The organism is Methylobacterium sp. UNC378MF, from assembly GCF_900103195.1.
Taxonomy (GTDB): Bacteria; Pseudomonadota; Alphaproteobacteria; order Rhizobiales; family Beijerinckiaceae; genus Methylobacterium.
In genome coordinates this window covers 290,371-304,200 of record NZ_FMWU01000003.1, presented here as the reverse complement: position 1 = coordinate 304,200, position 13,830 = coordinate 290,371, and the positions used below count along the sequence as shown (strand labels likewise).

Annotated in this window: 8 protein-coding genes; 3 read left to right on the top strand and 5 right to left on the bottom strand. The window is 73.9% G+C overall.

Translation table 11 applies throughout. The features are described from left to right. Positions 1-55: 55 nt before the first annotated feature. Positions 56-463, bottom strand: coding sequence for a hypothetical protein (locus tag BLT59_RS05065; RefSeq protein ID WP_091777132.1), 408 nt, complete (start codon positions 461-463; stop codon positions 56-58). Positions 464-798: 335 nt separating this feature from the next. On the opposite strand from BLT59_RS05065, the gene BLT59_RS05060 reads away from it, so the two are divergent. Further along, positions 799-1,974: a vWA domain-containing protein gene (locus BLT59_RS05060; protein WP_091777130.1), complete on the top strand. Its 1,176-nt coding sequence runs from the start codon at positions 799-801 to the stop codon at positions 1,972-1,974. A 141-nt stretch (positions 1,975-2,115) separates the two neighbouring features. Here BLT59_RS05060 and BLT59_RS05055 read toward each other — a convergent pair whose 3' ends face one another. Next, positions 2,116-2,436 carry a 2Fe-2S iron-sulfur cluster-binding protein gene (locus BLT59_RS05055; protein ID WP_091777129.1) on the bottom strand — a complete coding sequence of 107 codons (321 nt, stop codon included), beginning with the start codon at positions 2,434-2,436 and terminating at the stop codon, positions 2,116-2,118. A gap of 134 nt (positions 2,437-2,570) precedes the next feature. After that, positions 2,571-2,891, bottom strand: a complete 321-nt coding sequence (locus BLT59_RS05050) for an Hpt domain-containing protein (RefSeq protein ID WP_091777127.1) — start codon at positions 2,889-2,891, stop codon at positions 2,571-2,573. Positions 2,892-3,179: 288 nt separating this feature from the next. Here BLT59_RS05050 and BLT59_RS05045 point away from each other — a divergent pair, with 288 nt between their 5' ends. Next, positions 3,180-10,577: an apolipoprotein A-IV repeat region-like domain-containing protein gene (locus tag BLT59_RS05045; RefSeq protein ID WP_091777125.1), complete on the top strand. Its 7,398-nt coding sequence runs from the start codon at positions 3,180-3,182 to the stop codon at positions 10,575-10,577. Positions 10,578-10,712: 135 nt separating this feature from the next. Here the strand turns inward: BLT59_RS05045 and BLT59_RS05040 are convergent, their stop codons facing one another. Both BLT59_RS05040 and BLT59_RS05035 read right to left on the bottom strand, forming a co-directional pair. After that, positions 10,713-11,153, bottom strand: a complete 441-nt coding sequence (locus BLT59_RS05040) for a DUF1489 family protein (protein WP_091777123.1) — start codon at positions 11,151-11,153, stop codon at positions 10,713-10,715. A gap of 108 nt (positions 11,154-11,261) precedes the next feature. Beyond that, the gene (locus BLT59_RS05035) at positions 11,262-12,476 is read right to left on the bottom strand and encodes a hypothetical protein (protein ID WP_091777121.1); all 1,215 of its coding nucleotides are present in this window, start codon (positions 12,474-12,476) and stop codon (positions 11,262-11,264) included. A 139-nt stretch (positions 12,477-12,615) separates the two neighbouring features. On the opposite strand from BLT59_RS05035, the gene BLT59_RS05030 reads away from it, so the two are divergent. Continuing rightward, positions 12,616-13,791, top strand: a complete 1,176-nt coding sequence (locus BLT59_RS05030) for an MFS transporter (protein ID WP_091777119.1) — start codon at positions 12,616-12,618, stop codon at positions 13,789-13,791. The last annotated feature ends 39 nt before the right edge of the window (positions 13,792-13,830 follow it).

Below are 13,830 nucleotides of genomic sequence, written 5' to 3'. Positions count from 1 at the left end.
GCCGGAACGCCGCGACGCGCGCGGCCGGTCGGCAGGCTCCGATGCGGCTTCCGCCTCAGATCAGGGCAGGATGCGCGTCGTCGTGTTTGGGCCGCCGCGCCACCCGGCTGCGCGGCGCCGGCTCGAACCCGTCGGCGAAGCTGCACCGGTAGACCAGCTCGTCCGCCGGCCCGAGGCCGGTGAGGAGGGGCACCGTCACGGTGTCTCCGGAGAAGCGCCAGCCGCGGGCGCCTTTGTCCCAGTAGAGCCAGACCGTCCCGGGATAGCCCCGCAGGGTGAAGACCGCGGCCTTGCGCGACAGGGCCTGCACCGCCCGCGGGGCATACATGCCCTTGTCGCGGTAGGCCTCCCGGGTCGCCTCCGGCTGACGGTCCATGAAGGTGTTGCGCACCAGCTGAATCGTCGCCCCCGGCTTCCCGAGAAACCGCTTGAATTCCGTCAGATTCCGCAGGATGACCGCCATCGCAGGTCTCCTCGCTTGGCCGGTGCGGACCGCGTTGCCGCCTCCGCACACACTCGATGCCCCGAGTTGAGCGATTCCCGTGACCGATTGAGTGACTGGACGAGGCTTGTCCGGGCACATATCAACAGATTCGGTGACTTATACCCAGGTTATGAGTCCCGTCGGCCCGGAGAGACTCATTCCGGCCCAGGAATCAGCCGCGTCGGCGGGGCTGAATCTTGTCGACCATCGCCGAAGACTCGGGCGACATCCGGGAAAGTCCTGACCCGCCCGGCGCGGCTCCGGCCGATTCGCACGGACTTGACCCGGGCGCCCGGCTGGCGCGTTCTCCCGGGATGCTGCTGCAGTTCTTCACGGCCCTCCGGGACGCCAAGGTTCCCGTCTCCCTGAAGGAGTATCTGACGCTGCTCGGCGCCCTCGACCGGGGCCTCGCGGAGCACGATGTCGAGGCGTTCTACTTCCTGTCGCGCACGGCGCTCGTGAAGGACGAGGCGCATCTCGACCGGTTCGACCGGGTGTTCGGCACGGTGTTCAAGGGGCTGGAGACCCTCGGTGAGGCGGTGGAGCCGAGCCCCATCCCCGAGGAATGGCTGAGGAAGCTCACCGAGAAGTACCTGACCGAGGCCGAGAAGGCGGAACTCAAGGCGCTCGGCTGGGACAAGCTGTTCGAGACCCTGAAGCAGCGGCTCGCCGAGCAGAAGGGGCGCCACCAGGGCGGCTCGAAATGGATCGGCACCGGCGGCACCTCGCCCTTCGGCGCCTACGGCTACAATCCCGAGGGGATCCGCATCGGCCAGGACGGGAACCGCAACTTCCGGGCGGTGAAGGTCTGGGACAGGCGCGAGTTCAAGGATCTCGACGACGACCGGGAGATCGGCGCGCGCAACATGCGCCTCGCGCTGCGGCGCCTGCGCCGCTTCGCCCGGACGGGCGCGGCCGAGGAGCTCGACCTCGACGGCACGATCCGCGAAAGCGCCCGCCAGGGCTACATCGACGTGAAGCTGCGGCCGGAGCGGCGCAATGCCGTGAAGGTCCTGCTGTTCCTGGATGTCGGCGGCTCGATGGACTGGCACATCGAGCAGGCGGAGGCGCTGTTCTCGGCGGCGCGCTCGGAGTTCAAGCACCTCGCGCACTATTACTTCCACAACTGTCCCTACGAGGCGGTCTGGACCGAGAACCGCCGGCGCAACGAGACGAAGACGCCGCTCCTCGACGTGATCCGCACCTACGGGAGCGACTACCGGCTCGTCTTCGTCGGCGACGCCTCGATGAGCCCCTACGAGATCGCCACCCCCGGCGGCTCCGTGGAGCATTGGAACGAGGAGGCGGGCGCGGTCTGGATGCAGCGGCTCCTCGACCACTTCCCCAAGGTGGCGTGGCTGAACCCGGTGCCCGAGGCGCACTGGGGCTACACGCAGTCGATCGGCATGATGCAGCGGCTGGTCGCCGGCCGGATGTTCCCCCTCACGCTGGAGGGGCTCGACGCCGCGGCGCGGGCGCTGGTGCGGTAAAGCGCAACCTTCCCGGGCTTCGGGCGCGCCCGTCCGACCCGCTCCCTCATCCTTCGAGGTCTCCGCTCCGGCACCTCAGGATGAGGGGGGTGCGTTGGACGGCGGATCCGGCGCCCGGCCGCTCCGCCAGCGGAGGGCCTGTCAGCCCTGCTGGGACGGCGTCGTCACCACGAGACCATCGAGTGCCGGCGTGATCTTGATCTGGCAGGAGAGGCGGGAATTCTCGCGGACATCGCTGGCGAAATCCAGCATGTCCTGCTCCATGTCCTGCGCCTTGCCGACCGTGTCGATCCAAGCGTCGGCCACGTAGACGTGGCAGGTGGCGCAGGCGCAGGCGCCGCCGCATTCCGCGTCGATACCCGGGACGTTATTACGCAGAGCCGTCTCCATCACGGTCGCGCCGACGCTGCCTTCGACGGTGCGCTCCGTCCCGGCGTGGTCGACGTAGGTGATCTTGGGCATGCTGGGGGCTCCGGGCTCGCGTCGAGCGCAACCTGTCCGACGGGCGGCGTGCCTGCTTGGCGGCTGGAAACGCGGAATGCAAGCGCGGCTTTAGACACCGCTCCCGGATCCAGCGCCGCATTGCAGCGATGCCGTCACGCCCGCGCCTCCGCGATCTCCGCGAGCGCCTGCGCGACCGCGGCCGCGAGGGCGTCGACCGGCACGGGGCCGTTGCTCTCGCGCAGACGCGCCTCTGCGGCATCCGCCAGGGTCCGCACGTGGACGGCCCCGACCCCGGCGGCCGAGCCCTTCAGGGTATGGGCGAGGTCGGCGCGCTGGTCCCGCGGCAGGGCCGGGTCGGCGAGGCGCGGCAGGATCGACCGGCACTGGCCGGCGAACAGCTCCAGGACCTCGCGGGCGAGATCGGCGTCGCCGCCGGTCTGGGCCTCGAGTTCCGCGGGGTCGATGGCCTGCATGCTCGGGCTCCCGGCATCCGGATTCGTCGGGGATTGCGGATCTGATCCACACAATTCACCCCCTGATTCGCCGGGTGGGGATCGCGCCGGACCCCTCCTGTGCGGCAGGATGGTAGAGGCGGTGAGCGACGGGCCCGGTAACCATTCGGTTAACGTTTTCTGGGGCCGGTCGAGGGCTCGGGTATCGGCAGTCGCTGCCCGAGTTTAGTCTTGTAATGGTAAACGGGGCGTTGCGTCTCCGGTTCAAGCCTCTCCAGGCGCCGGTGAACCCGTGTAACGAGGCGTTGAATGGCGACCGAGAAGAAGCTGAAGGACCCGGCCGAGGCCGCGCTCTCTGCGATCGAGCAGGCGCTGAACCTCGACGCCCTGACGCCGAACGGCACCGATGGCCGCGCCGAGCCGCGCCTGCCCGATGTCGGTGACGCCGATCCCCTGCGCGACGGCGGCCTGGAGGCCGCCGGGCGGACCATGCCGCCGCGCCTGGACCTCGACCCGCCGCTCGCCTCCGACCTGCCGCCGCCGGGGCTGGACCGCCCGCGCCGCGAGGGCGGGCTCCTGCCTCCCGACCGCTCGCTCGTGGCCAACGACGACCGGCGCAACATCGGCATCCTGCAGCAGACCCTGCGGGTGCGTTCTTCGCCCAAGCCCTACCTGTTCGCGCTGGCCGCCGGCGCCGTCTGGATCGGCGCCCTCGTGCTGATCGCCTGGGCCAAGTCCGAGGGTGACCTGCGCGCCGTTGTCTCGGGGCTCACCGCCCTGCAGGCGAGCGTCGGTGCCGCGGCCCTGTTCGCCCCGGTGGTGCTGTTCGTGATCGCCGCGATGCTGGCGGTGCGCGCCCAGGAGATGCGCCTCGTCGCCCGCGCGGTCGGCGAGGTCGCGGTGCGTCTGGCCGAGCCCGAGAGCTTCTCCACCGACGCGGTCCTGACCATGTCGCAGACCGTGCGCCGCGAGGTGGCGGCGGTGGGCGACGGCGTCGAGCGGGCGCTCGCCCGGGCCGGCGAGCTGGAGACCCTGGTCCGCGGCGAGATCGCCACGCTGGAGCGCGCCTATTCCGACAACGAGATCCGCATCCGCTCCCTCGTCGACGAGCTGGTGGCCCAGCGCGAGGCGATCGTCACCAACGCCGACCGGGTGCGCAACGCCATCACCGGCTCGCACCAGAGCCTGAGCCAGGAACTGGAGGGCGCCTCCGACCGGATCGTCTCCGCGGTGACCGGCGCGGGCGAGCGCGTGACCGGCGCCCTGGAGACCCGCGGCGCCGCGATCACCGCCTCCCTGGGCGAGGCCGGCGACCGGGTGGTCAACCTGATGACCGCCCGGGGCAGCGACCTCGTCGACACGCTCGCGGCCACCAGCCAGGAGGTGCGCGGCAGCTTCCAGGAGGTCGGCGAGACCCTGACCCGCGCCTTCGAGAGCCGCGCCGGCGCGGCGACCGGCGCCTTCCAGGCCGCCGGCGCTGCCCTGGCCGAGCGCCTGTCCGAGAATGCCGGCGCCCTGACCCGGACCCTGGAGGAGACCGGCAGCCGCGTGGGCGACGCGCTGGAGCGTCAGGCCGGCACGGTGCGCGAGAGCTTCGAACGGTCGGTCACGGGGCTGGAATCCGTCTTCCTGGCGCGGGGCTCGGAGCTGACCGAGCGCTTCGGCGCGATGGGCGCCGAGATCACCGCCCGCTTCGCCGATACCGGCTCGGCCCTGACCCAGGATATTGCCGGCCGCGGTCTCGCCCTGCGCGCCGAGATCGAGAGCGCGGGCCTGTCGGTCGCCGAGACGATCGAGGGCCGCGGGCGCGACGCCCAGGCCGCCCTGGTGCTGGCCGCCAGCGGCGCCGGCGAGACCCTGACCGCCCGTGCCGGCGCCGTGCGCGACGACCTTGTCGGCACCGCCGAGCGGATCGCCGAGGCGCTGGCGGAGCGCGGCGGCGCCCTCGCCGAGCGGATGGACGGCATCGCGGCGCGCCTCGACGAGACCGTGACGGTCCGGGCCGCGGATCTGGAGCATCGGGTCGCGGCGGCGGCCGAGCAGGCCGGCGGCAGCATCGCGCACCGGACCGAGACGGTCGCGGCGAGTCTGGAGGCTGCCTTCGCGGCCCTGGGCCAGGGCTTCGAGGCGGGCGCCTCCTCCGCGGTCCAGTCCCTGCGCGGCACCGTCGAGGGCCTGTCGGGCGAGATCGACGGCCGCACCGCCGAGGCGGTCGCGGCGCTCCAGCGCGGCGCCGAGGCGGCCACCAATGCCCTGCGCGGCACCGCCGAGGACGCCACCGGCGCGGTCGAGGCCCGGACCCTCGAGGCCGTGCGGGTGTTCGAGCGCCGGGTCGCGGATTCCGCCGCTGCCCTGTCGGCGCGCACCGAGGAAGCGGCCGCCGCCCTGCGGAATGCCGCCGATCAGGCGAGCCAGGCCGCCGAGACGCAGACGCGGGATGCCGCCGCCCGGCTCACCGAGGCCCTGGAGACCCTGCGCAACGCGTCCGGCGAGGTCACCGGCGCCGTCGAGGCCGAGACCGCGATCCTCACGGCCCGGTTCCGCGACGCCGCCGACCGCGCCGGCACCGAACTCGGCGCCCGCGGCACCGCCGCCGTCGCGGCGGTCCGCGCCGCCCTCGACGATCTCAACCGTGAACTCGCCGCCCGGACCGGCGACGCCACCGGCAGCCTCGCCGAGGCCGCCCGCGCGATCTCGGCCGACCTCGCGGCCCGGATCGGCGAGATGGAAGCCGCCTTCGGCGCGCATGGTCGCGGCGTGGCCGAGCTGCTCGCCAGCCATGCCGACGAGACCCAGGCCCGGATCAGCGGCACCGGCCGCGACATCGTGCTCGCCGTGGCGAGCCAGGGCGCCCGCATCGCCGACACCCTCAGCCAGACCGGCGCGAGCTTCGCCGAGACTGCCGACGGCCGGGTCCGGGCGATCGACGAGACGCTGGGCAACCGCCTCGCCGCCCTGCAGGAGACCATCGCCCGCGGCGACATCCTGGCCGACCGGATCGGCCGCGACACCGCCGCGCTGGGCGAGACCGTCGGGGCCCGTCTGGAGGAGATGGACCGGCTCCTCACCGGCAAGGGTCAGGACGTCGCCGAGACGATCGCCGCCCGGGCCCGCGAGGCCGGCAGCCTGATCGAGACCCATCTCGGCGGCCTGGAGACCCGCTCCGCGGAGCGCGCCGCCGAGATCGCCGCCGCCGTGGCGGCGCTCGTCCGTCAGATCGACGACAATCTCGGCAGCCGCGCCGACGCCGTGGACGCGGCTCTGCGCGCCCGGACCGACGACATGGCCCGGATCATGGCCGAGGGCCATCGCGGCCTGATCGAGATGCTGGAGGGCCGCACATCCGGGCTCGGCCAGGACATCGCCCGGCACACGGGCGAGATCGCGCGCCGGATCGAGGAGAGCGCCGGCCATTTCGACACCGGCGTCATCGGTCGCCTGCAGGCGATCGCCGAGACCCTGGACGAGCGCGCCCGCCTCGTGGACGAGAGCTTCGGCGTGCAGGCCTTCGAGGCGATCCGCCTGATCGAGGCGCGCACCCGCGCGGTGGACGAGGAACTGGCCGGCCGGACCCGCGACCTCGTGGCGATGATCGCCGACCGGACCGGCGGCCTCGACGGCGCCATGGCCGAGCGCGTCCGCGCCCTCACGGGCACCATCGAGGAGGCCACGCGCGGCCTGGAGGCCGCGCTGGCGAACCGCGCGGATTCGATGATCCGGCTGGTGGACGAGCGCACCGAGAATGCCGACGCGGCGCTGGCTGCCCGCACCGAGGCCGTGCACGCGGCCTTCGCGGAGCGCGCCGACCTCCTCGGCCGCCTGATCGACGCGCGCATCGCCGCCATGTCGGGCGAGCTCGACGAGAAGGGCCGCGCCGTGTTCGGGGCGATCGGCGGACGGATCACCGAACTGGCGCGCCTGTTCGACCGCGGCGGCACCTCGCTGGCCGAGCTGATCGACCAGCGCGGCGAGAGCGTGCTCGCCAAGCTCCAGCAGACTATCGCGGATGCCGAGCGGATGCTGGACGCCGGCGAGGGCCGCCTGGGCCACACCCTGTCGAGCCGCACCGCCGACATCAGCGGCCTGCTCGACGAGGGCGTGCGCTCGGTCCACACCCTGCTGGACGACCGGACCAACCAGATCCGCGTGATGCTGGACGACCACGCCGGCACCCTGGCCGCGACCCTCGACGGCCGCATGGGCCCGATCCACGAGGCTCTGGACGGCCGCGGGCAGGCGCTGGTCGCCGCCCTGGAGGGCGCGTTCGGCTCCGCCACCGGCGCCCTCGACGACCGCACCCGCCAACTCGGCAGTCTGTTCGACGAGCGGCTGGGCCATCTCGAGAGCTTGGTCGACGGCCGCGGCAACCGCCTCGCCGACACGCTCACCGCCCGCGCCCAGGCCCTGCGCACCCTGTTCGAGGAGGCCCAGGCGGCCCTCGATGGCGTGGTCGAGGGCGGCGGCGGCCGCTTCGCCGCCACGGTCGATGCCCGCATCCAGTCCCTGCGCGCGGTGCTGGAGGAGGCGCCCGCCGCCGTCTCGGCCCTGGTGGAGACCCGCGAGCGCCAGCTCGCCGCCACCCTCGACGCCCGCACGCAGCGCCTGCAGACCCTGTTCGAAGAGGCCCAGGCCGGCCTGCGCGACCTCGTGGACGGGCGCGGCCAGGAAGTCGCCGACGCCATCGCGGCCCGGACCGAGGGCCTGCGCACGACCCTCGACGCGGCGCCCGCCCAGATGGCGGACCTGCTCGACAATCGTCTCGCCGACCTCCAGGGCCTGTTCGAGCGGGCGCAGGGCGAGATCGACCGCCTCGTGGACAATCGCGGCCGCCAGATCGCCGGGACGATCGAACATCGCACCCAGGCGCTCCAGGCGACGATCGAGGGGGTGAACCCGGCCATCGCCGGGCTGCTCGAGGAGCGCGAGAACCGCCTCGCCGAGACCCTCAAGGAGCGGACGGGCGAGCTGCAGACCCTGTTCGATCGGGTGCAGAACCGCCTCGGCGCCCTGGTCGAGGGCACCGGCCGCGACGTGTCCGAGCGGGTCGACGCGCGCATCGAGACCCTGCGGGCGACCTTCGAGCAGGCGCGCGCGTCGATCGAAGGGCTTCTGGAGGAGCGCAGCCAGGCCCTGGTGGCGGCGGCCGAGGGCCGCACCGGCGCCCTGGTCGAGGTGTTCGATACCCGCCTTCGCGATCTCGACGGTGCCGTCGAGGGCCGCACCGGTGCGCTGGTCGAGACCTTCGACGCCCGCCTGCGCGCCCTCGACGGCGTCGTCGCGGGCCGCACCGGCACGCTGGTCGAGACCTTCGACACCCGTCTGCGGGAGCTGGACGGCGTGGTCGAAGGCCGCACCGCGGCCCTGGCGCAGGCCGTGGAGGCGCAGAGCGAGGCCCTGGCCCGCGGCGTCGACGCCCGTGCCGATGCCTTCACCCAGCGCATCGACAGCCGCATGCGGCTGTTCGCGACCCTGGTGGCGCAGCGCGCCGACACCCTGGCCACCGCCTTCGACGATCGCCATGACGCCTTCGCGGGCCTCATGGACGAGCGCACGGCGTCCCTGGTCGCCGCCCTCGACGAGCGGGCCCGCGCCCATGCCGAGCAGGTCGAGGCCCACAACGCGGCTTTGGCCGAGACGCTCAGCCGCCGCGAGGAAGCGCTCGCCGGCCTGATCGACGCCCGCACCGAGGCCCTCGGGGCCGGGTTCGAGCGGCGTGCCACGGCGCTCGGCGCCCTGGTGGATGCCCGCGGCGAGGCCCTGTCCCGCCGCCTCGCCGAGAGCGCCGAGACTCTGGTGCGCGCCATCGAGGAGCGCGGCGGCGCGCTGCTCGCCAGCGTCGAGGGCAGCGGCCGCGCCGTCGGCGACAGCCTGGAGGGCCATGTCGAGCGCCTGCGCGGCGCCATCGACGGGCCGATGATGGACCTGTCCCGAGCCCTGGCGGACCGGGCCGAGGCGATCGAGCGGGCGCTCGCCGAGACCGGTGTGCCCCTGGCCGAGAGCCTGCGGGAGCGGACCGAGGAACTGGCCGTGCAGTCGCGGGCCTCGGCCGAGTTGCTGCGCGCCGCCGTCGAGGACGGCGCGGGCCGCACCCTGTCGGAGCTGTTCGAAACCAACGATCGCATGGGTCGCGAACTCGGCAGCCTGCTCCAGCGGATCGAGGCCGCCAACACGGCGCTGACCGACCTCGTGGCCGGCGCCGACACCAATCTCGGCGCGATCGAGCAGGGACTCGCGGGCCGGATCGAGCAGGTCCAGACGGCACTGGAGCGCATCGCCGCCGAGACCGGCCGGGCGAGCGCCGGCGTCTCGGCCCAGGTCGAGGCCCTGCGTGGCGCCGCCGACGGGGCGCTCAGCGAGGCCTCGCGCCTCGCCGAGACCCTCGACGGGCGCGGCCGCTCGCTCGGGGAGCAGACCGCCGCGCATGTGGCGGCCCTCGACCGGGCCGCAGCCTCCCTCGCGGCCATCGAGGAGCGCATCGGTTCGGCGCTGTCGGGCCGGGAGACGAAGCTCACCGAGGCGCTCGCCGCCTTCGAGGCCCGGGCCGCCGCCCTGGAGCAGAACGGCAACGTCCTGGCCGAGACCATCGAGCAGACCCTGCGCGCCGCCGAGGAGCGGGCCCGCACCGTCGGCGAGTCCCTGGCCCAGTCGGCCCAGGGTGCCGGTGCCTCGGTGACGAGCGCCTTCGCCGACCTGAAGGACAGCGCCAGCGCCGAGAGCGAGAAGACGGCCCAGGGTGTCCGGCAGGTCATCGAGGAGGCGGCCCGCGAGATGCGCAGCGGCTTCCAGGAGGCCCAGGCCAGCTTCGGCGACTCCTTCTCGGCGCTGCGCGAGATGGCGGGCTCGATCCGCGGCGAACTCGACGCGACCCGCGCCGAACTCGCCAAGGGCGTCCTCGAACTGCCGCGCGAGACGCAGGATGCCACCGGCGAGATGCGCCGGGTGGTGGCGGACCAGATCAAGGCGCTCAACGAACTGTCGTCCCTGGTCGCCCGCTCGGGCCGCTCGGTCGACGTCGCCCAGCCGCAGGCGCAGACCCAGCGCCGGGTCGCGGAGGGTGGCGGCCGCGCCGTCGCGGCGGCGCCTGCCGCCGCGGCACCCGCGGCCGCGCCGGCCGCACCCGCGGCTCCGGCCCTGCCGGCCCCCGCGGCGACGCCGCGGACCGCCACCGCCAGGATCGAGGCGCCGCGCCCCTCCGCGACCGCCCGCCCGGCGCAGGCCGGCGACAAGCGCGGCTGGCTGTCCGACCTGCTGACCCGCGCCTCGCTGGATGACGACGAGGAACCGGCGGCAGAGGCTCCGACCGCCGCACCGGCCCCCGCAGCGCCGGCCCGCCGGCCCGCGGTGGCCGCCGCCGAGACCGGACGGATCGCCCTCGACACGATCTCGACCGACATCGCCAAGATGATCGAGCATCGGACCGCGGTCGACCTGTGGGAACGCTACCGCCGCGGCGAGCCGAACCTGTTCGACCCGCGGATCTACACGCCGCAGGGCCGGGCGACCTTCGCGGAGATCCAGCGTCGGTACCGGTCGGATGCGGAGTTCCGCCGCAGCGTCGACCGCTATGTCAGCGAGTTCGAGCGCCTGCTCGGCGACGTCGTCAAGAACGACAGCGACGCCAAGCGCACCGACGCCTACCTGACCTCGGAGACCGGCAAGGTCTACACGATGCTGGCCCATGCCAGCGGGCGCTTCGACGGGGCGTAGGGCGACGTATCCCGCCGGGCCGGGCGGCTCCGGCGGGACACACGGAGGAGGATGGGGGAGGCTCATGCCATCCTCGCCTCATCCTGCGCTGCGCTCCAGCACGTCGGGATGAGGGCGCGGACCGGAGGATCCTGGTCAGAGCAGGCCGAGGCCGACCAACTCGCGCCGCAGAGCCTCGGGCATGGCGGCGAGGTCCCCGGAGGCCTCGGCCCCGAGATCGGCCGGCGCGTCGCGCGCCGTGAGGTAGCGCCACCCCTGGAAGGGCCGGTAGGGCCGGGGCGCCACCGGGACGAGGCGCGGATCGAAGACCAGCCGGCAGCGCGGGATGCCGTCCGCGCCGGTCAGCGGCTCGATCGCGGTGATCGCCTGCCGGCAGGACAGCGTCCCGCGGATCACCCAGTAGATCGAGCCGTGTCCGGTGATCTCGTGATGGCGCTTGGGCAGGGTGCGGGTGACGTGGAAGGGGGCCGCTGGCCGTCCCTCCCGGAGCGCCTCCTCCCGGAACCGGGTCTGCCGGGCCTCGAGGTCGGCGATGGTGGCGGGGCCGACGCAAAGCTTGATCAGGTGCAGGGCCACGGAGGTGTATGCTCGGGATTGCCGGGGGCGCCCCTGATAGCAGGGTCCGCGCCGGGGCGCGCCTGCCGAACCGTCCGGGCGAGAGGCGTCGGCCCCGCGCGGAACCCCTCAGGCGAACAGGGCGAGCCGCTGCTCCGGCGTCAGCGCCTCGATCTCGGCGAAGCTCGGAGCCGGCTCCTCCGGCGGCATGGCCGGCTCGGGGGCCGCCGCGACGTCCTCCTCCCAGGCGAGGTCGGCCATGTCCTCTCCGATCGCGGTGTCGGGCTCCGGCGCGGCCGCGGCGAACGGCTCGGTGACAGGAGGGGAGGCCGCCGCCGGGGCCGGCTCGAAGGCCGTCTCAGGGACAAGGTCCGGGATCGCCGCCGGGACGGTCTCGATGTCGGCCTGCAGGTCGGTCTGCGGATCGGTCAGCAAGTCTGCCTGCAGATCGCCCTCCTCGACCGGCGCGAGGGCGGCGTCCGGCTCAAGATCCGCGACCAGGTCCGGCGCGGCGATGTTCGCCTCGGCCGGCGCTTCGGCCGGTGCTTCGGCCTCCGGCTCGGCCGCGGCCCACTCGGCCTCCGCCGAGACCGGCAGGAACACCAGATCCTCGTGGAGCGCGGGGCTGCCGGGGCGGGCCACGAGGGCCGCCACTGTGACGGCCGGCACGTCCATGGCGATGTAGCGGTCGATGTCGCTCTGGTTCAGATCGGCCGGCTCGCCGGCCGGCCGCGCGGCCCGGTGGGGCGGCACCCGCACCGCGTCCTCGCCCCAGATGGCGATCATCGCGGAGACCCGGTCTTCCAGGTAGCGCAGGGTGTAGACGATCCGGGCGGTGCGCTGCGCGGTCAGGTCCTGGAAGGAGCAGGCCGTGTAGATCGCGGTGGCGTGGCGGTCGAGGTCGTCGCAGGCCTGCGCGTCGGCGCCACGCTCGCGCAGGGTCCAGGCCGCCTCCTGGATCGCCTCGGCGGCGCCCAGGATGTCGGAGGTCGCCTGTTCGGTCTCGCGCACGATGGCGTCGAGGGCGAGCGAGGCCTGCGTCAAGCGGGTCTCGTCGCTGTTCGGGGCGTTGAGCGCCGCGATCTCGCCCTTGGTCCGGCTGATCGCGTCGGCCATGTCGAGGAGGTTGCCGCGCAGGTGGCCGAACGCCTCCTGGCCGCGGTCGGCGGTGACGCTCCGCTCCAGCCGCGCGATCGCCCCGAGCAGCACCTCGGTCTCGGCGCCCCGGTTGCGGCGCGCATATTCGGCGAGGAACCAGCGACCGCGCTCGCTGGCGCTGATCGTCGCCTCGATCGCCTCGTACTCGGCCGAAGCGTTCGCGCTCGGGTTGACGGAACCGAACATGGGCCTCTCTGGACGCTGACGGCGGGCGCAGTGGCGGCCCGCCCCGGTGCGCCTCAATCCCCGGGAATTTGACAGAGTCCCTTTAACGGGCGCTTACGGGCGGCCTTCCGCCTCCCGCCCCCTCCCGTCGAGACCCGCCTTGCCCCGCCCGTCCGGCCCGGCGCGCCTGTCGCTGCTCTATGCCGTGGTGTTCACCGAGATCGGCATCGCCATGCCGTTCATGCCCATGTGGCTCGACGCGCTCGGCCTCGATGCCGGGGTGATCGGCCTGCTGCTCGCCCTGCCGATCGCCACCCGAATCGCCGCCACGGCGCCGCTGATGGCGCTCCTCGACCGCGGACTGGGGCCCCGGCGGCTGATCCTGCTCGGCAGCCTCGCCCTCAGCCTGACCTACGCGCTGATGCCCGCGGCGGCCGGGATCGCCTGGCCGTGGCTCGCCGTGCTGATCGTGCTCAACGCGGTCGCCGGCGCGCCGCTGGTGCCCTGCATCGACTATCTGACCCTCGCGGCCGTGCGCCGGGACAGCCGCCTCGCCTATTCGCGGATCCGGATGGCGGGTTCCGTCGCGTTCCTGATGGCGAACCTCGCGGGCGGGGTCCTGCTCTCGGCGCTCGGCGGGCGGCTCGCCGTGCCGCTGCTGCTGACCGGCCTCGCCCTCGGCGCGGCGGTGGTGGCCTGGCGCAGCCGCGCGGTGACGGCGTTGCCGGCGGCGGCGGAGGGATCCGGCCGCCCCCGGCTGCCGCTGAAGCTCTGGCTGTGCATCGGCGCGGCCGCCGCGATCCAGGCGAGCCACGGGGCGATCTACGGGTTCGGCAGCATCTACTGGACGAGCCAGGGGATCCCGCCGGCCTGGATCGGCTCGCTCTGGGCGACGGGCGTGCTGGCCGAGATCGCCCTGTTCGCCGCCCTGCCCGCCCTGCCCGCCGCCTGGCGCAGCCCGGTGCGGCTCCTCGGCGCCGGGGCCGTCGCGGCGATCCTGCGCGCGTGCGGCATGTACCTCCTCGGCGACCATCTCGCCGCGCTGGTGCCGCTCCAGTGCCTTCACGGCCTGACCTTCGGGGCGACGCAGCTCGGTGCCATGGCGGCGGTCTCGGCCAACGCGCCCGACGGTGCCCGCGGCCGGGCGCAGGGCACGCTCAGCGCCGTCAATGCCGGGATCTCGGTGGTCGCCACCTTGGGAAGCGGCCTCGCCTACCGGGCCGGCGGCCCCCTCGCCTTCCTGCTGATGGCGCCGCTGGCGGCCGCGGGCCTGGGTCTCGCCCTGGCCTCCCGCCGCGCACCGGGGGTGAGGTTGGAGACGGATCGTCAACCGTAATGTCGTCATAACCGCCGGGCAGGGTGGTGCCTCGATCGA

Coding starts and splice junctions, on each gene's coding strand:
- BLT59_RS05050 (WP_091777127.1), bottom strand. CDS start 2,891: ATGCAGGCCATCGACCCCGCGGAACTCGAGGCCCAGACCGGCGGCGAC.
- BLT59_RS05055 (WP_091777129.1), bottom strand. CDS start 2,436: ATGCCCAAGATCACCTACGTCGACCACGCCGGGACGGAGCGCACCGTC.
- BLT59_RS05065 (WP_091777132.1), bottom strand. CDS start 463: ATGGCGGTCATCCTGCGGAATCTGACGGAATTCAAGCGGTTTCTCGGG.
- BLT59_RS05045 (WP_091777125.1), top strand. CDS start 3,180: ATGGCGACCGAGAAGAAGCTGAAGGACCCGGCCGAGGCCGCGCTCTCT.
- BLT59_RS05035 (WP_091777121.1), bottom strand. CDS start 12,476: ATGTTCGGTTCCGTCAACCCGAGCGCGAACGCTTCGGCCGAGTACGAG.
- BLT59_RS05060 (WP_091777130.1), top strand. CDS start 799: ATGCTGCTGCAGTTCTTCACGGCCCTCCGGGACGCCAAGGTTCCCGTC.